At 45.8% G+C, this 18,484-nt stretch carries 18 protein-coding genes; 1 reads left to right on the top strand and 17 read right to left on the bottom strand.

Features of this window, described 5'->3' with window-relative positions; genetic code table 11:
- Positions 1–2: 2 nt before the first annotated feature.
- From E6P06_RS01645 to mobH, 17 genes are all read right to left on the bottom strand, one after another.
- The gene (locus tag E6P06_RS01645) at positions 3–272 is read right to left on the bottom strand and encodes a hypothetical protein (RefSeq protein WP_008786641.1); all 270 of its coding nucleotides are present in this window, start codon (positions 270–272) and stop codon (positions 3–5) included.
- The gene (gene traC / locus E6P06_RS01650; RefSeq protein ID WP_008786642.1) at positions 269–2,755 is read right to left on the bottom strand and encodes a type IV secretion system protein TraC; all 2,487 of its coding nucleotides are present in this window, start codon (positions 2,753–2,755) and stop codon (positions 269–271) included. Before traC ends, E6P06_RS01645 begins: the two co-directional genes overlap by 4 nt.
- A 27-nt stretch (positions 2,756–2,782) precedes the next feature.
- Positions 2,783–3,547 (bottom strand): DsbC family protein, encoded by a 765-nt coding sequence (locus E6P06_RS01655; protein ID WP_020996197.1) that lies wholly within the window; start codon positions 3,545–3,547, stop codon positions 2,783–2,785.
- Positions 3,548–3,731: 184 nt separating this feature from the next.
- On the bottom strand, positions 3,732–5,057 hold the full coding sequence (locus tag E6P06_RS01660; RefSeq protein WP_246862876.1) for a YadA-like family protein: 1,326 nt from the start codon (positions 5,055–5,057) through the stop codon (positions 3,732–3,734).
- A gap of 42 nt (positions 5,058–5,099) precedes the next feature.
- A protein-coding gene (locus tag E6P06_RS01665) for an IS3 family transposase (RefSeq protein ID WP_088902985.1) occupies positions 5,100–6,247 on the bottom strand; the annotation gives its coding sequence in 2 pieces (ribosomal slippage) (positions 5,100–6,010 and positions 6,010–6,247; 1,149 coding nt in all).
- Between the two features lie 60 nt (positions 6,248–6,307).
- Positions 6,308–6,565 (bottom strand): hypothetical protein, encoded by a 258-nt coding sequence (locus tag E6P06_RS01670; protein WP_246862877.1) that lies wholly within the window; start codon positions 6,563–6,565, stop codon positions 6,308–6,310.
- A 97-nt stretch (positions 6,566–6,662) separates the two neighbouring features.
- The gene (traV, locus tag E6P06_RS01675; protein WP_008786645.1) at positions 6,663–7,229 is read right to left on the bottom strand and encodes a type IV conjugative transfer system lipoprotein TraV; all 567 of its coding nucleotides are present in this window, start codon (positions 7,227–7,229) and stop codon (positions 6,663–6,665) included.
- The gene (locus tag E6P06_RS01680) at positions 7,226–8,623 is read right to left on the bottom strand and encodes a TraB/VirB10 family protein (protein ID WP_139934927.1); all 1,398 of its coding nucleotides are present in this window, start codon (positions 8,621–8,623) and stop codon (positions 7,226–7,228) included. Before E6P06_RS01680 ends, traV begins: the two co-directional genes overlap by 4 nt.
- A gap of 4 nt (positions 8,624–8,627) precedes the next feature.
- A complete protein-coding gene (locus E6P06_RS01685; RefSeq protein ID WP_020996196.1) occupies positions 8,628–9,743 on the bottom strand; it encodes a type-F conjugative transfer system secretin TraK in 1,116 nt (371 codons plus the stop codon).
- A gap of 160 nt (positions 9,744–9,903) precedes the next feature.
- Positions 9,904–10,530: a TraE/TraK family type IV conjugative transfer system protein gene (locus tag E6P06_RS01690; protein WP_008786648.1), complete on the bottom strand. Its 627-nt coding sequence runs from the start codon at positions 10,528–10,530 to the stop codon at positions 9,904–9,906.
- Positions 10,527–10,811 carry a type IV conjugative transfer system protein TraL gene (gene traL / locus E6P06_RS01695; RefSeq protein ID WP_008786649.1) on the bottom strand — a complete coding sequence of 95 codons (285 nt, stop codon included), beginning with the start codon at positions 10,809–10,811 and terminating at the stop codon, positions 10,527–10,529. Before traL ends, E6P06_RS01690 begins: the two co-directional genes overlap by 4 nt.
- A gap of 49 nt (positions 10,812–10,860) precedes the next feature.
- Entirely contained in the window at positions 10,861–11,679 is an 819-nt protein-coding gene (locus E6P06_RS01700) for a thioredoxin domain-containing protein (RefSeq protein WP_008786650.1), read from the bottom strand.
- Positions 11,676–11,969: a hypothetical protein gene (locus E6P06_RS01705; protein ID WP_008786651.1), complete on the bottom strand. Its 294-nt coding sequence runs from the start codon at positions 11,967–11,969 to the stop codon at positions 11,676–11,678. The genes E6P06_RS01700 and E6P06_RS01705 overlap by 4 nt, the downstream gene beginning before the upstream one ends.
- 84 nt (positions 11,970–12,053) lie before the next feature.
- The gene (locus tag E6P06_RS01710) at positions 12,054–12,704 is read right to left on the bottom strand and encodes a DUF4400 domain-containing protein (protein ID WP_008786652.1); all 651 of its coding nucleotides are present in this window, start codon (positions 12,702–12,704) and stop codon (positions 12,054–12,056) included.
- Complete coding sequence (locus E6P06_RS01715) at positions 12,689–13,075, bottom strand: hypothetical protein (RefSeq protein WP_008786653.1); 387 nt, start codon at positions 13,073–13,075, stop codon at positions 12,689–12,691. Before E6P06_RS01715 ends, E6P06_RS01710 begins: the two co-directional genes overlap by 16 nt.
- Before the next feature lie 8 nt (positions 13,076–13,083).
- Positions 13,084–15,054, bottom strand: a complete 1,971-nt coding sequence (traD, locus tag E6P06_RS01720; protein ID WP_008786654.1) for a conjugative transfer system coupling protein TraD — start codon at positions 15,052–15,054, stop codon at positions 13,084–13,086.
- A complete protein-coding gene (mobH, locus tag E6P06_RS01725) occupies positions 15,047–17,749 on the bottom strand; it encodes a MobH family relaxase (RefSeq protein WP_139934928.1) in 2,703 nt (900 codons plus the stop codon). Before mobH ends, traD begins: the two co-directional genes overlap by 8 nt.
- 149 nt (positions 17,750–17,898) lie before the next feature.
- Here mobH and E6P06_RS01730 point away from each other — a divergent pair, with 149 nt between their 5' ends.
- Entirely contained in the window at positions 17,899–18,468 is a 570-nt protein-coding gene (locus E6P06_RS01730; RefSeq protein ID WP_059331660.1) for a hypothetical protein, read from the top strand.
- Positions 18,469–18,484: the final 16 nt, after the last annotated feature.

Consider the following 18,484-nt stretch of genomic DNA (forward strand, 5'->3'; position numbering starts at 1 on the left):
TATTACTGAGTACTGATGGTCTGAGGGATCTGGAGCCCTGTTGGGTAGCTATAAAGTGCTGAGGCATTGAGCACAAGATATCCCGCCTTTGAAAGCTTCTCAGCGCGAGCTAACACCAACCTTGACTGGGCTTCACCTAACGGGTGACCTTTATCATCCATAAAGTTGATGACTGCTACATAGTCATAGGGCGAGGCTGGTGGGAATAACCGCCCAAAAAGGGCGGCTCCGATGAAACCAAACAGCAGGGCGATTGCAGCGGTTTTAATCATGCGGCTAACCCCCGCTCAACCAGGATTTCGTTGATAGCCTCTTCGGTATTAATCCCCCGGGACTTTCTGTCCTTTATCGCGGCAACGTCTTTCGGGTCAGTCGAATAGAGCAGTAAGCTGAACGGGTCAACCACAAGCCTGCAAATACCCTGGCCTGCTTTCGATATGACAAAGATTTCAGAATAAACACCTTTCGTGGAACGGACAGTTTTAAGGAACCGATAACCGGCCTCGTCCAGCGCCAGACGTTTATTAGCTTCGGCTTCGTTAACTGCGGATTCACTTTGCCCCAGCAAGAGCATAAAGGCTGAGTTATCTGCGATCGATTTCCCGATACTATCTTTGTAAATATCGTTGATAGACTGGGTGATGGTAATTGCAGCTCCATTATATTTACGGAACCGACGATAGCCCTTCTCGATGAATGCCCCGATATTTCCTGATAACAACGCCCAGGCCTCATCGATGATGACCAGCTTCATCTGGCTACGGTCGCCCATGAACATGTCCTGCTGGATTTGATAAATCAGCTGAAGGAGGACAACCTGTTTAAGGTGTTCTGAACTTTCAAGTCGGGAAAGCTCAAGTACAGTGAACGGGTTTTTGAAGTCGATATTGTTCTTACCAACAAAGTATTTCCCGTACTGGCCCGCACTCGTGAACGGATAGAGCTGATGGCCAATTCGTTTAATGTCTGGATCTTCATCATGTAGCAGTGAATCAGCAACCATATCAACGGTGGTCTCTTTCTTGTGTACACGGACAAGATCAGCTACGTGTTGTTTAAGTCGAGACTCTTCGAATGAATTCAGACCTTCTTTAGGCGCGGCCATCACCGATAACAATCCAATGATCAGATCTTCTTCACCACCACTGGAGTCATCATCTTCAGACTCGCCGAAATAGTCTTCGATCAGTTCGAAGAAGTTAAGGCATGGCCTGGTTTTGGGATTGAAGTCGAGATAATCGCCCTGGTAGGTCTCACAGATGTTTTTGTACGAGTCACCTACATCAATACACCATACTTTAGCCCCGAGGCTTCTGTAGGCGGTGATAATGTAGTTTGTCAGGAATGACTTACCAGACCCTGATTCAGCTGCGATACAGGCGTTATAGTTAGTATCAGAATCAAACAAGTCCAGTGATTGGATCTGGCCAGAGCGGGATGTCAGCATTAAGGCGGGTTTGTCCGTACCTTGCCAGTCAGCATAGAGAGGCGAAAGTACCATCGCTTCACTGAGTGCCATTGTACGATATCGGCCAATGGACTTTTCTGCTGATGCTTCGTTAAACATTGGCAGAGCAGACAGGAAAATTGGCGCAACATAGTAGGTATCTGGGATCATCTTAAACTGATAGGTGTTCAGATAACTAGCTGCTTCCTGAGCAGCGCGTAACACACCATCTTTTGAGTTCGAGAAAATTGATACCGTAAATTTGGCTTTGCAAATTGGGTCGTTGTTATCAACTTTCTCGCTCAGAAGATCGAAGCCTTCACGCAAGTTAATCAATGATGGAACCCACTTAATTAATGGGCCACTGGTTTGCTGAACAACCCAGTTACGTTTCGATGTGAACTTAGTTTTTTCACTTTGCTGATCAAAGAAAATCAGGCTCATTGAAATGATGCAGGATGATTTAATGCCGGTGACACCGCTCATCATATCGCCGAGGAAGTATTGCGCTTGCCCGGGAAAGAATCTTTTCGGGAATTTTCGCGCACTCAATGTTTTCACAAACGTTGTCGGTGTAGGTGCTTCCCCTCGAAGCTCGGAATCTGTCGGGTCACCAAAACCGCAATAGTCTTTCTTAATGAAAAACATGCGGTCGTGGTCGACTAACTGTTCTGAAATGTATTTATCTTCTTGTGGCTGCACCGGCGTCCGGTCTCGCCAGGAGGCGCTTTCGCCCTGGTTGCAAATGGAGCTCAATACATCGATGTAACTTTCGCGTGTCAATGCACCGGGACACAAACCGGTGATGCTCAGCGTCGTTTCGAACACATTTCGCAGTTCGTTCACGTGATTGAATTCTTCTTCACGCATTTCATAGTTATATTTGATCGGAATTTTTACTGTAATGAGAAGCACACAATTTCGGACACGAGTGCCGGTTCGCTTCATTGGCGATTCGGTACTTTTTAGAAGGAATTTAGAGCGGTTATAAATTGCGTTACGCAGGATTGCGTCTCGACAATCCATACGCAATACATCCATCCGGTTAATTTTCTGTACGATGTTTGGGCTTGCAACCAGGTCAAACTGAACGATAGTTTTGGCGGGGAAATTGGAAGACAGCAACGTTTGAAGGTTAGTCATCTCCTTGCCGGTTGTCCCGCTTAAGGGACGACATACAAATCCGAAGCCAACATATTTGTTGTCGCACATAAACAAATGATTGGATTCGTCATACGCACGAACAGGACACAAGTCAGAAAAACGTTTCAGGTTCTTGAGTCGCTGAAAAATTAAAGATTCACTCATAATGCCTCCAGGATTCCCAAGAAAGTGTTACTTGTTCTCGATAAAGTTTTTGAGGCCTTGTTTTGGTGAGCCGAGTACGTAGGAGCCGTCATCACGTACAATGAAAGGGATCATGCTGACACCTAGTATCTGAGCCGTAACTTCACGTCGAGCCAGAGCCTGCATATCGCAGTTCTTTACCTGGTCGAATTTCTGAGCGGAATTGCCGCTAATAATTGCGCGGTCTGCGCGGTAGCGGTCGGATGCGCAATACAATTCAATATTTCGCTGCTGGCTTGCCGGGCCCAGAGCTCCGAGCGACAGAACGCTAACGGTGAATTCTTTCGGGTCTAGGTCAGCAAGTGCGGAAAGCGGGGCTGCACAGGCTTCACAACCTGGTGCGGTAAATATCATCACCTTTTTAGGCCCATCGCCCCATACGGCGGGGCGCAAGTCCGCAATATTCAGGTTCAGCTCTTTCATTGGGATGATGCTGGCGTTTTTGGTTATTTCACTCATGGTGGTCAGGGGTTTTTTAGCCCATGTATCATAGAGCGTTCCCTGGATAACAAAGCGGCCATTTGAAGAAAGTAAATTAACTTTCCCATCAATCTCTAATGCGATGATGCCGTTAGTCGGAACGACAAAACGTTTTACTTCCTGCGAATTCTGAGGAATGTTCTTGAACGCTTTTTCATTGAAAATCGTATCGATATTCCCGGTGTTCGTTTTTACTGTATCGGCGAATACAGAAGTTGATGCAGAAAGTGCCACCAAAAGTGCCGCAGTCGCGACATGTTTGATAAAGTTCATAGTAACCGCTCCAAATGAGAGAGGTTTCATTTTCACATATTGATTTATTTTGCCGCAGGAAAAAGGACTGCAAACTGTCCCCAAAAAAAGAGATGTAGTGAAATGTTAATATTGATTTTGATTACTCAATTAATCCAAATAAAAAAGCCACTAAAAAGTGGCTTTTTTTATTCATGCTTTATTATTACTGGAAGCCAACCGCAAATCCTGCACCAGCTCCAACACCACCGGCTGTATCTGCCGACATGCTAAAGCGGACGTTTACTTTTTCGTTGATAGCGTAATTTGCACCGCCCGAAATTGCTCCCTGGTCTCGGTACGCGCCCATTGCCATACCAAAGCCAGAAACGTTATTGAGGAAGGGAATAGACGCGATAGCAATAGCGCTCGCTGAGCCTGCTTTTGCTCTTTTATCATTACGGTCAACCGTCTTTTTAAGGTCAGAGAACTTCTGGTTTGTGTAGCTATTGGCTGAAGCCAGAGTCTGGCGGTCACCGTCAATCCGCGACTGGCGCTCAGTATCGACAAGGATATCAGTTCTGGAGTTGATGACAGCTTCACGGGCATCTGTATGACTGTTTGCACTTAGCAGTGTTTGAGCATCCCCAGTAACCCGGGATGCGCTTTCTGTTGCAATAAGACTATCAGTTCGGGCGTTAATCGACACTTCGCGCTCGTCGGTATAAGTATTAGCATCCGTTGCAGCCTGGTTATTGTCGTTACTGCTACCAGCCCCTGTACCGCTTCCTGTCCCGTTGCCGTCCGTACCGTTATTGTCATTTCCTCCGGTAATAGGTGGCGTTGTGTTAGAACCAGATCCAATGGATGAGAGGTACGAACTGATAGCACTATCGGTGTATGCCTGAAGCGAACTAACCGAATTCATGAGCTGGCCATAGTTCACAGCATCATACCGGCTGGAACCATCTGCTACATTAGTCAGCGTTCTTTGTACCGTTGATGATCCAAACGATACTGTATCTGCGCTATTGGAGATCGAACCGTAACCAATGGCAATACCACCATTGGAAGCCGATGCGTAATTACCAATAACGATTGCGTTATCATCGGAAACAGTATTGTAGTTACCCAGTACGATTGATTCATCTGAATCAGTAATGGTATTAATCGTCCCGATTGTGATGTTGCCGAATTTAAAAGGCACGGAGGGGTCACCAAATGGAGACGCTGTAATATTGTTAAGTGAACCTATTGTCAAAGCATAGGAACCACCACTCAATGTGTTGAATGTGCCGATTATTGAACCTGCATAATTAGTAACAGTGTTTCTTGAACCGAGAATTGCGCCCATACCTACAGTATCCAGATCGTTATAACTACCCATGACCTGTATTGCACTTCCTTTTATCTTGTTGCTATACCCCATTATATCAACGTTAATGCCATAAACGTCATTAGCACTGCCGAAAATATTTAATCCTTGTAAATATGTACCAGTATTGTAATTACCATATACGTTAAAACTGTTTGCATAACTAGACCAACTCAAGCTTGGATCATATGTGTAGTCAAGTGAATCGCCACGGATAATCTAGACACTTCCGAGCCGTTGATAATACTGGTTTTCATATTCTGTCGGTGACATCTGTTCGCTAGAACCATGCCGACGCTTACTGTTATAAAACATTTCGATGTAATCAAAAATATCACTGCGGGCTTCTTCCCGCGTTCCGTAGATCTTTTTCTTTATCCGTTCACGTTTCAACAACTGGAAAAAACTTTCTGCAACCGCATTATCATGGCAGTTACCGCGACGGCTCATGCTGCCCTCCAGGCCGTGTGATTTCAGGAACGACTGCCACTCATGGCTTGTGTACTGACTGCCCTGATCCGAATGAACCAGCACCTGTTTTTCGGGATTACGCCGCCATACAGCCATCAGCAGTGCGTTCAGGACAATGTCCTTTGTCATCCGGGGTTGCATGGACCAGCCGATAATTTTGCGTGAGAACAGATCAACAACAACGGCAAGATACAGCCAGCCTTCGTGGGTCCTGATGTAGGTTATGTCCGTTACCCAACGCTCATCAGGAGCATCCGGATTGAACTGTCGCTGGAGCCTGTTGGGTGACACGATACTGGCCTCGCCTTTACGTGCCCGCGGGCTTCGGTATCCGACCTGAGCCTTTATTCCGACACGTTTCATCAGTCTCCAGACTCTGTTGACTCCGCACTGTTGCCCGCTGTCACGCAGATCCAGATGGATTTTGCGATAACCATAGACGCATCCCGATTCCAGCCAGAACTGTTTAATCTGTCCTGTCAGTCTCAGGTCTGCCTGATGGCGTTGTGAATGCGGCTGCTGAAGCCAGGCGTAAAAACCACTGGGATGAACATCCAGCACCCGACAGAGCAGGCGAACAGGCCAGCAACAGGAGTTGTCACGGATAAAGGCGTACCTCAGTCGGACAGCTTTGCGAAGTACGCCGCGGCTTTTTTTAATATGTCCCGTTCGTCAGTAACCCGCTTCAACTCCTTCTGGAGTCGGCGGATCTCGGCCTGAGCATCTGACTGTTCTTTGTTAGTGGATGAGTCCGGACCGTACTTCTTTATCCAGGCGTAAAGGCTGTGGGTGGTGATATCGAGACGTGTTGCCACGCTGGCAACAGAATAACCGCGATCAACAACCTGTTTGACTGCTTCAGTTTTAAACTCTTCGGGATAACGCTTACCGCTCATGGGCACCTCTCTTTAAGCCATCTTAAATGACTCTGAGGTGTCTGTTAAACCCGTGGCGATTCAAAGTTTATTATTATTACCAGTTATAACGTAGTTTGATAGACCAGTTATAATGTTATAACTACCATTAACGCTTGACGGCCCATCAGGTACTTCGCATTTGTCAGAATGTGTACATTGAGATAGTCCAGTAACACTATTCTCATCACCAATTACAGTAACTTTGTCAATTTGGTGTTCATCAATTGTGTTATCTGCATAGGCAGCGGCACAATGAAGTGCCAGAACAATAGCAATATATAATGACTTTTGTTTCATGTGCTTTACCTTTATCAGTGATGGGTATTAAAAAGACGACCAAGGAATACAGCACATAAAAAAAAGTAGTACCGGTTATACCGGTACTACCGGTCAATTATTTAATGTAACTCCCTTTCTGAGGTGGTTGCGATGTCTCACCCTGGGATTGCGCTGGTACAGCGGCAACCGGTGCAGACATCGGTCTGATAACAGCAGTTGACGTGGCACTATTTCTTGCACCTACCTCCCAACGACGCGGCTCAATCTCGGTATAGACGTAGCCAGGGACGTTAAGGTCACCATCTGCGGTCTCATAGGGGTCAACCAGCACCCGCATGACGATAGATTGTGTTCGGATGGGTTGAGGATCAGCAGCGGTAGCAGGCACAGGGACGTATCGACCACCATCGGCAGTATTCCGTCCACCGTTCTCAGCTGTAGTGCGAAGCCGCTTAACCTCCACAGGCTTTCCCGAAAGTTGGTTTTCAGATGCGGTGTCAATCTGCTCCTGATAATCATCTCCATCGGTCAGGGCATACACATCTCGGACATTCATACATGTGACCGAATTGGGCATTCCCTTGCATCCATATTCATCGTTCTGGCCCAGTAGTGAGCAACCCGACATCGCAAAACCGGCACTAACTAAAAACAATGCCGATACAATTTTCTTCGTCATCATTTCTTGCCCCCAACGGTTTGAGTTTTTGAAGTAACACGTGTGAATTTCAGCATGACCCCTTTTTGCACAATAAAATCAACACTACGGCCTGGATCAATTTCAATTACAGGGAAAAGGTCACCGGCCATTTGCATATAGAAATCGGCAAGGCGATTCAATGCGCCACCTACGCCAGAAACAGCTGCGCCCTGGAGTGCGTCAGAGCTCATAACCTGCTGGTATGGAGTGGAATCGCTGCTATCTCCATCGCGTTTAATACTGATTGTAGGAATGCTCTGGACATTAAAGAGCTGAGACGCTGCCTGTAGGAAGCCTGCGGTCAGGGCTCGCGCCAGGTATTGCCCTTGTTTGGTAACCAATCGACCACGAACGCCTGATTTACCATCTTCACCAACAGCGTATGCTACGAGTGGGGCTTCAAAAACCGCACCGTCATCCCGAATGCACGTAATGACTTCCGACCTGAAATAAGCTCTTCCGGAAGACAAATCACCGAACCCAGCTGCAAGCATTCCGCATTCGCGTATATCTGCCCGGAAACGGTTTGGAAGAATTGCATCCTTTTTCACCCTGGCCAGTGCCGGGTAAGGGTCTTTTCGTGCATCACGAGATGTTGGAGCATCCATCCCCGCAATCAAAACAGTACTTATGATCGACGTTGCAGGAAGGTAGGTCTGGTTCTCGGGGTTATCATCTTCGTCAGCAACGGGGGCGGCTTCAATATCTTCCTGTACAGTGATAATTTCAGGAGTTATCTGGCTTGGAACTGCTTTGCCATCCTTCCCTTTCTGCTGTCGCTGGTTTGCTGCGGGTTCCGGTACGACTGGGGGAGCCGCATCTTCGTATACGCGCTGTAATGTTTTCCCGTTATTGAAACTTCCTGAGTTTCTGGGCGTAACGGAAGGGGCTGATATCTCTTCAGGTTTATATAGAGTTGGGACGTTACGTTGGCCGTTTCCAGCCAGTGGTGTCGCTCCGCGTGGCTGTTGTGAGTAAGGCACAGGGTTAGAGACGGTATCAACGCGTTTCTTAATAGCGGCAACCTCAGCGCCTGATTTTTTCTGGCCGTTCTCCAGATTGCTAAGTCGCTGAGCTGTCTGGTCAGCACCATATTTTTCGGTTAACGCTTTAATCAGTTGGCCTTGATCTTTAATTGTCTTGTCGAGTGCGCGAATTCGCGCCGCAATAGCATTCTGGCTAACCCCATTGGTATCACCGTCGGTAAGGACGCTGGCAATCACTTTTTCTTGTGGCGCACGGCTTCGGGGGCCAGCTGAGTCAGGGATAACCAAGAGCAAAAAAAGTATGGCGAAAGTCGTTACGCCAGCCCATATAACCCATTTTTTATGCTTTGCTGAAATTGAGGCCCATTTCTCTTTTAAAGGGATAAGCATGATTTTACTCCGCGAGTTTAGGGCGCATGGAATCGTTAGCTTGTTCGTTTGGCTGGATGTTGCGGATAACGAAGTAAGCTTCAGTTCGCTGGCCAGGCTGGAGAGTGTTACGACTCCATAATGCTCTTGCTGCAAGCTGAGGGTGGGTGCAGAGTGATTCATCAACCATTACCGTTGATGAACCAGTGTTTTGTGCAACCCCGATGATGACACTGAATTGACTACCCTGAAGATACTGGCCATTACCGAAGGAGTAACGAATCTGATCCTGGTCAGTGCCCGTGCGGAAATTACAGTTTGGGATCCCAACCCCTGAAGATAGATTGCCCAGCGAGTAGCCAGGGGGGATGTCGCCAAGCGCGATAGTTCGCATTATGTTTCGAATGGTCTCGATGTAGTTATCTTTCTGTTCCCATCGTTTGGCTTTAACTTCACTTCCACCAAAGCTGTTATATCCAGCAGGAATGACCCCAGATGCACCGGTGGAATTCAGCTTGCGCGAAAGCATAAGGGAGGCCTGAACAGGCGCAATTTTCTGGGGCACTAACGATACGGAAATCGCAACGCTTTCGTCACCTTTCTCGCTGATATAAAGACTTGCCGGGTTACTGTCAGCAGTTGACACGTAGAGGGCATTATCTTTGACGGTTACGGTCACACCCTCCTGTTTTACCTTCTGAACAACAGGATGTTCGAATGGCGTAACGAGTCGGTTGATCTGGTTAATAGAGATCGGCACGAGGGTATTAACGCCCGGTGTAACGATGTACTCCAACCGAGATGGGATGACCTCTTTAGTCAGTGGAACCGGGCTGGCAATGGCGGCTGGAACTGGTTGAATATTACGGCCATCAATAGCCGGTTCATCACCACCCGCGTTTGTGCCATTTGCTGGTGGCGTGTAGTTGTCAGGGTAAGGGCGTGTTGCCGTACTGAGCATTGCCTGGGTCGTGGACGCTGGTCGAGAGGCGAGCTTCGCAGTAACTTTTGGTTGTGCCTGAGCATCAGGCTGTTCAAACACCATCCCTTGATCAACCGACATTTCCCCCGCAGTTACATGGGCAGCAAATGTGGATGACACGAAAAGCATCAGGATAATTGTGCGTTTACTATTCAACATTTAGCCCCCCGATAAGTGGCAACGCTACGTTCATTTTTAAATTGGCTATTACCAATCAGAAAAATCATTTCGGCACATCCGTTTTGTTTACTGATTGCTGGTTTATAAAAAACTCCGGTTACAGATTTATATCCCCGGTAATACAACTGACGAAATTTTGTTAGGATGTTCTTGCAGCCGAAGATTTCTGGCTTTGACCTTTGTGTTTGTCTTGTTCACTTGGCAGCAGCGGTTTACCACTCTTTATCTCAATGAAGGTAATAATGGGCCGGTAGCCTTTTACGTTAACAGTAATCTCGTAATAGACCGGTGTGGTCGATGGTTTGCCGGTGATACCTTCGAGAGTCTGGTTACCGGTGACATAAAAAGTACCAACTGCTAACGGGTCGGTGATAACCCCGACCGGATTGAAAGAAAGTGAGATGCGGTCGCGTTTAATTTGGTCAATCTGGTCGTCCATTGCTTTCATGACTTTGGTGTAAATTGATGCGTCAAGAAAGGGGCCGATAGAGTTTTTGAGTAGATCTAAAGTAGTAGGGTTAGCATTACCGAAACTGTCAGCAATATATAACGCCCAGGCCTTCATGTAAGAGCTGCTGGCTGCTTTCTCATCCAGCCATGCTGTTTCTGTAAGGTTTGGCGGAATAATGGTGATGGGTTGTGTTTTGGCCAGCAGGGCGTAACCAAGTACAAGGTTCGCCAAAATCATCGAGGCAGCGATTAACTTGAAACTCTTGTTTTCTAACTGAAGTCCAACTAATCCTTTTTTGAAATTATGGATATTCATACAATAAACTCCCGGTCGAAGGATTCAGGTACAAAAGTGCCACCACCGAATGTGACTCCGAATTTCCAGTAACATAGGTGCATAAAATATTTCTCAGAGGCTCGCGACAGAAAACCACCGTATACACGTGAAACAACTACACCCAGAATTATCATCGGTAATAATCGTCCAGTGATAATTCCAACCGCGAGTGCTACGAAAAATGGCATAGCTTCATCGACAGACCAGAAAAATAACTTTGGTGGTTCGTCAATCGAGTGAGAAATATAAACTGGTTCCATGATGACCTCTCATATGAATTTTTTCAGATTAATTGACGACAAAATGCGGCTATTTCTGACCAGAGCCAGCAAGCTGAGCCATCATCTGCATAAGACCAGCGCCATCAACTGCGCCCTGAACAATGGCCGATTTATCTCCATATACAACAATGTTTGTAGGGGTCTTTTGGATACCAAGCTGACCGGCTTCATGAACGTCGTCGGCTATCTTGCTCGACGGCCTGGCAGCATTGATACATTCAAGTAAGCGGTTCGCATCTAAACCAGCTTCGCGGGCGATTTGGTCAAGAGGTGCGCTAAGACCGTGGCCGTCAGATTGGCTGTAGCGGAACAATGCTTTTGATAACTGGAAGAAAGATGGATTTCCACCTTGCTCAACAGCGCACTCCGCAGCTAAAGCCTCAGTTCGGGAAGCCTGCCCGTGAACAGGAACATGTTTGAAGACCATCGCAATATTCCCTTGCGATGAATCCACGAGATCCATAACGATAGGGAAATGTTGTTTGCAGTAGGGACATTCAAAGTCGGAATACTCAATGATATAGAACTGAGCATCCGGGTTTCCGTAAATACGTTCATTGTCTGTTGAGGGTGCATAGGCGGTATCGGGTTTATTGCCAGTCCGGTAACCAACATTAGCTTGTTTCTGGGATTCAGGCTTAAGTCCTGCCGCATTCATGTATTTTGCAAATGCATCCAGTAGCTCGCTTTTGTTGTTGACTACGGGTTGGTGGGTCTCTGCAACAATCGCCAGATCATTCAGGAGTTGTGACTGTTGGTTAATTTGGTAGGTAAAGTACGCCGCAGTGGTTGCCATAATAATGAGCGGAAGACCAAATATAAGAGAGTTAAAAATGTTCTTTTTCATTTGTAGCCTCTTGATTGCTGCAATTGTTCCGGCGTATAGATTTCGTTTGGCTTTTTGACTTCGACCTGAGACGCCTCAGCTGCTTTCTGCTTTTTAAGATATGGCAGTATGATTTCAGCCATGTCTTTGTTCAGGACATCCCGTGACTGGGGGTAGGTAGCAACCGTTATCTTCTGATTGAGGATACGGATTTTTTCTGGGACATCAGAAATTAGTAAATAGCTAATCATCCCTACGGTAAACGTCAGGCAGAGCAGGGCAGAAAGAATAAATGGTTTTGAATTAGTCATGCGTCACCTCGCACAGCTAATTTAACAAACAAGAAATATTGAGGATAAAGAAAAGCACCGCAAATTGAGGTGCTTTTCTGAAGGTTAAATGCGTTTTGGTAGGTTTGAAATAAGTAGAGATGAACCAATCGGAATCATCACAATCATTATGAGTGCTCCGATCATTGGAGGCACAGGTAACGGTATAAAAAGCGATAAAAGAACGCTATAAACACCCCAGCCAATCAATACCATGCTACGACGGTTAAGAAACGGGCTGGCATATCCAAAGTTATATCTTTTTGCCATCCACCGCATTATGCCTGCGAACAAAGATGGCATGATAACAACGGTCATGTACGGCAACCAGTACATGTCCAGTGTTAAACGATACATAATCATGTAAAGCCAATAATTCAGGTTTTCGGCAATATTCTGGAAAAGGCCAATAAAGTACTTCAGAGGCCCGCCGTGGTTAGCCATGTCGCTTGGGGGAAGCTGGTAAAAATCCTTTAGAGCTTTGTCAATCCCCGTATTTACAAATGATTCCGTATAATTGTCCCGCGCCTTTTGCAAAACCATAATGAAATCCTTTTCGCCGATCATCTTGTGGCCCCAGGCTATTTCCTTAAGTGCATTAGACTTGAAATACTCAACAGGGAAGAAGACAGAGATAAAGAGCAGTATCGCCGAGCTCCAGATGATCAGCGTCTTTATAGTCTTTGGCCACTTCTCTTCATTCAGCTTGTCAGACATTCGACCTCCCCAATCCTGGCCTTCCTCCCTGCCTGGATCATTAGTTCGTGAGTAAGCTTCCTCGGTAGGTTTATCCGTGAAGTAATTTCGTGCAGATTTAAAGCAAATTGAAGTTCACGGCTGACGAATAAGCCGAGCTCAATGATATAGATAGCAAGACGTTCCCAGTCATTTAGCTCCTCATCGATGTCCTGATGATAAGCCTTGATGGCTGAGCTCACGGCTGCACCAACACGCTCTTCATGCGCTAGCGTTTTCAACAGAGCCAACATTCGCGCAGTGATGCCATCAACACATGGCCAGATCATGGTTAGCCCGTCATATGAGGCGAGATCATCTTTACGCTTTAATAGATTTTTGGTTTTAATCATAAAGACCCCTATGCGCTAATACGTGATGTTTCACCACGAACTTTCTGTTTTCGTTCGTAGATAGAAAGGAACTTTTTAGCCAATTTCCTGATACTAATTAGCTCTGAATCGTTCTTTGGCATTAAAATGATAGGTACTTTACCTTTAACAATTTTGTTTGCTTGATTAATAGCCATAAATTCTAGGTTTGGTAGCCAACCTAGCAATTGGGACTGGAATAGCTCGCCTTCTTCCTCCATCAAACGCTCCCCGACACTACCGGTAATCTGCTCAGGATCAGCGCCCGCGCTAGAACCATGACCACGCATAATGTATTTAAATTTAGTCGGGGGGACGCGCTTCATAATTGCTTCTTGGGCATCAGGGTCTGGTGTACGCAGCGCCGTAAAGTGGTTGGTATTGGTAACAACCTGCTTCATTTTGGCTTCTGAACCGAGGCGGGCTTCGAAGTCAGATGTTGATTGCGATGAAATAAATAACCGGAAACCAGCACCACGGGTTTTATTCAACATTTTAATGACCTGGTCGTTGATTACCTCTGCTGCTTCATCTATCAGTACCATAACTGAAGCCAAGTCCTGGCCACCAGGTTTCAAAAAGTTGTATACCGTAGAACTGACCGATGTGATATCGGAAAGGAAAATCGAACCCACAGCTGAACCCGTTTCTGCATCTGCAAGTGAATTCAACCCTAAATACAACATACCCCCGGTAGTGATGATATCCTGAATGTTAGAAATTGGACGCATGTCATTCAGTTCGTCTTCATCATTACTGTCAGGGGATAATAGTTCTGACATAAAGCCCTGGGTTAACTGGCTGAGTATAGGCATTACGTTCAAAATCATTTTCTGGAAGTGTTCGCGCTGATGGCCGAACATATCAATCCCCGCCTCAATAGAAGTATCACCTTTCCCTTTATTACCCTTAATATCATTACGATAAATATCAGCACAAATCTCAGCAATTTCTTTCGGGCCTTTAATTTTAGATGAGTATCGTTCAATCTTCGCCTGCAAGATGATGTCAAAATCCGATTCACCTAATGTCTTGTGCCCGAACTTAGTGATTGCCAGAATCAATAGCGATGCTAACGAAGAGATATCAGCGCTTAGTTGTGATTTGATATTACGGAGTGTTGGTTTGATTTCACAAATCTTCATCAACTCAACAACAGTAGTCAATGACATAATACCAAACGATACAAACGGGTCACTCGTACTGTCTGCTCGTTGAATAACCGATGTGATCCTGTTGGCAACTTCACCGGCCTGCGTGTAGTTAGTAATAGGAGAAATTCGAGCTGACTTCTCAGGATGAGCTAAAGAAACATAATTATATTTTGACGACCGATCTACCAATTCGAGACAAAACTTCATCCATTCTGCGAGCTCTTCGTCATTTTTTGGATCTATGAGAATAAGCGGTTGTTTTTTTAGTGCAGCTTGAAGAATAAGCAGTTTGAAATATGTTGTTTTACCTGAACCGGTTGTACCAGTTACCAGAGTATGCAATGTTAAAAGCTCTTCCGAAATACCGACCCATTCGGTTTTCTTACCAAGCGCATGTATCCAACCGAGACCCATGAAATTTTTTGGCGGCTTAGCTATAAATTTCTTGATATCACGTTTTATCAGCTCTGAAGCCAGTTGCCCTTCATTTTGCCCCCACTCAAAGCCCTTGCCGATTAGATAACTTTCAGGCTCACGAATCATCTGTTTTATAAATGATTTCATGTCCATGACGAGCGGTTTAGGTTTGCGTTTGAGTCGACGCTTATGAGTGTATATATCCCATGCCGCAGGGAGACTACGTATGCCATACGCGGCTTGTACGGCAACAGAAAGATAGCAGGGCAGTGATGGCATATTAAAAAGTGTATTAACCCCGATAGTGGCGGCTATGCCAGCTGTCCAGCCAAGAAGCTCAAGACCTTCAAAATTGGTGCGCCAACGTAAGTTATATTTCCACTCACTCATCTTTATCCACCATTTGATTATGCATTCTTTCACTATTAGGAAGAATGTAGTCAACACCGGTCTTTGAATAGAAATCAAAGTGCATAAGCATAATTTTTTGCAATTGAGTAATATCAATGCCGAGTTCATCTGCAATACGTCGCTTTAAGGCAACGCTTATGGCAATAACAGGCTCTCCAGAATAGGTTCGCTTCAACATACCTTTTGAAATCATCTCATTACATAAATCTGTAATGTCGTAATCTTTATCTGAAACATCAGTTAAAGCAGAGTAAAGCAGATGGTTAAACTTCCCGTCCATCAGCAAGTCGATATCATTATTAAGTTCTTTTCTGAGATAAAAGCACTTCTGAGTACGGTGAAAATAATACTGGGCTGGAGCTTCCATAAACCTTTGCCATAACCAGTTCGAGTCCTGAAGTAGCGAAAAATTACGTTCGTCAAAATCTTTATCAACAGTAATGATTAAGTGGCCTGATTCAATAAATAGGTCGTTTGCGTGGTCGGCAACATATTTAACGAGAAATTCTTTTGCAGCTTCAAGACCAGATACGTATAGCTGGCTGAATTTATCGTAAAAATTAACATTAGCCGGTACGTTGTCTGATGTATCCGCATGAGCCGAGTAACCATAATCGTTATCAGCTTTCACGTCATCCTGCCACATGGAATCATAATCTTGGTATATTGAATAATCATCTATTACCTCACCAGACTGTATGCCGGTGTCGGCAGCATCCTGGTGCAGCTGAATTTCCTTTATTGCCTGCCGGGTAGGTGAGCGCGTGGGCTGATCGATTTCATCGCCTGAAGTTGGTTCGTTGCTATTATACGTGTTGATGATTGAATGAAACTCAAGAGTTTCGTTCAGAGTTTTATGGTTTGGTTCTTTTGTAAATGAACCGGGTGCAGAGAACTCAATTTCTGTTTGTGCTGATGCCAGGGTTTCTTTGAGCGAAAGTCGGCGTTTGGGTTCATTACTCTCCGGTACTGGCTTTGGTTCATTAGCTTTGAGCTCATTTGGCTCACCGCTGACCACCGGCTCAGTTGTTGGTGAATTAGCGCCATCCTGACAGTCATTTGGATTTTTGGGACTGGTATGTCTTTCCTTAACACGATTGTAGTCTTCATCAGAAAGCAAATTGAGCTTATGCAACAGTTCGTGGGCGTTTTCCGGCGTAACCTGTCGGTTTCCAAAAATACTCGCCAGTGGCGATTCCTGTTCTTCATCAATGATTGTCCCACCCTGTAAAACTGAGGGATCGACTTCCTTCGGTATCCCGGCTGACGGAACAGGTTTCTGTCCAATGTAGGGTTCGCTTTCGACAAGTTTCGGCTGGTTTGGCCTCCCGGTCAGGTATTCCACCCATTTCCCTTCGATACGGATGCGGCTGCTGCATGGTAGAGGGTCAACAGTATCGACAAATAGTACTTCTGGAGATATCAGAAGGATGCAGCTCAGCGCCACTTTAGGGTCTTTGCTTTCTCTTGAGCTTTTATCATTCAAAATATGAGGGGCAATACGCCAGTATGCCGTGTCATCGTCCTGGTGAACGTTTGGTCGACAGAGATGATAACTCAGCATCAGGTCAGCCAGACTGTTCTGGGTTTGTGGAATAACAGAGCCGGAGTTCCTGACAGTCTCAATAATATCCTTGACCGCAACACCCCAGACGATGAATACGCCATAGGTAGTCACCCATACAGGGCTTCCTGGCTTGTTCGGGATCCAATCACCTTTTTTCAATCTATGGCGCATGGCATCAACAACCCGCTGAACCGCAGGTACGCCTGACTGGCTTGCACGAATCGCATCACCGGCGTATTGCCGCATATCATAGTTAACGGATGCTGAATCTGCGGCCTTAATGGTAGTGAGAATTTTGTTTTTGACGTCCTGACCACTAAGCTTTTCTGCATTGAGCTGCGCACTGGCATTCAGTGCCCGGGTCAGTTCATTGAAAATATCATTCCCGCCGTTGAGCAAGTAAACATGCATTTCTTTTGGCATGATCATCAACAGCATATTGCTCGTGCTGGAGGTGTGCTGACGGTGACGGCCTGGTTTCCATACAAGATAGTATCTTTTTACGTTGTTCTCTTTTGCCCAGATATGGATTGGTTCATGGCCTGGTGGCCAGTGAATTTTCCCGTCTTCGTTCCATACTTCAAAATCGGTAAATGGTTTCCCGAGGTCATGAAGTAGCCCACCAGCTGCAACTGCAAGTCGCCATGCTAATGCCCGATTTGATTTATGTACGGGAACCGCCATTGAATCGAACTCAATGTTTTTAGAACGCCGGATACACTGGAAACACACTTCTAATGAATGACGTAACAAACCGGTTGCAGCACGGTGGTGATGGTTTTCAGATGCAGGGAAGAGATGAACAAAGTTAGCGAAATTTACCAGCATTGGAAGAATAAGCTGATTGAACTCAGAGTCCCTTATATCCAGCTCTCGTTTAATCGCCATCACAAGCGGTTTCTGGTAATGACGTAATACGTACTCACCCGGTACTTGAGCCGGGAATCCGATTTCGCTTGCCGGATAGCGCATATTATCTCGTGAAGAAATGAGTTTTCCGATTTCTTCATCTACTGACGTATCGATTTCGTCACCGAATAGATCAGTGGTAGCCTTTTTGTTATCAGGCGAAAAGATATTCAGAACATTTTTAATGAGTCTCAGCATTAAAATATTTCTCCGGTTAAGTACCTTGTAAGTTAACTGATTGAGAGAAAATTCGTGCTGAAAAATGACGACGTTTTGTCTTCATAAAACATAACGTCAAGGGCAGGAAATTAAGATAATGACGTTGCTATCCAATTGGAGACTAAGCGATGAAATTGGCTAATAAAATTGTTTATCCCCTGCTGGTGGTTATTACCGGCGTAATCACCAGCGGTTGCAGTGGGTCAGGTAAACCTCAACGTACTTACCTCGACGAAACGCGCAATCTTCCGGCCAGGGCCGAGTACCCTTACCAGTATCAGTACTCAGAATCCTGGCGTAGTACTGAACGCGGTGGCGCGGCGATACGTTACCCAGGGTATGAGCACACGCTCGTGAGTCCGTATGCAATCAATGACCCATCAGGGAAGCGATATGTGGCTCATGACAATTACACCCAGGTCTTGCTCACTTCAGTGGCTAATACAAAGTATGCCAATGGGCCGCGTGGCACGTTCACCCAGACCCCAGCATTTTGCGGGGAAAATACCTTTCTCCTTCCTAATAACACACAGAACGCCAGCAGGGCCGAATACCTCCGCATCAAAGATAAATACTGCTCAACACCTGGTTATCGGTTAAGTGCCCACGAATTAAGTGTGCTTTCCAGTGGAGAACCGGAAGAGCTGCGGAAATATCGAATTCAGATGCAGATCGATAACCAACAACCTAAGTCCTAATCCATCTAAAACGCGA

It is taken from the genome of Citrobacter sp. CF971 (assembly GCF_006385635.1).
Classification (GTDB): domain Bacteria; phylum Pseudomonadota; class Gammaproteobacteria; order Enterobacterales; family Enterobacteriaceae; genus Citrobacter; species Citrobacter freundii.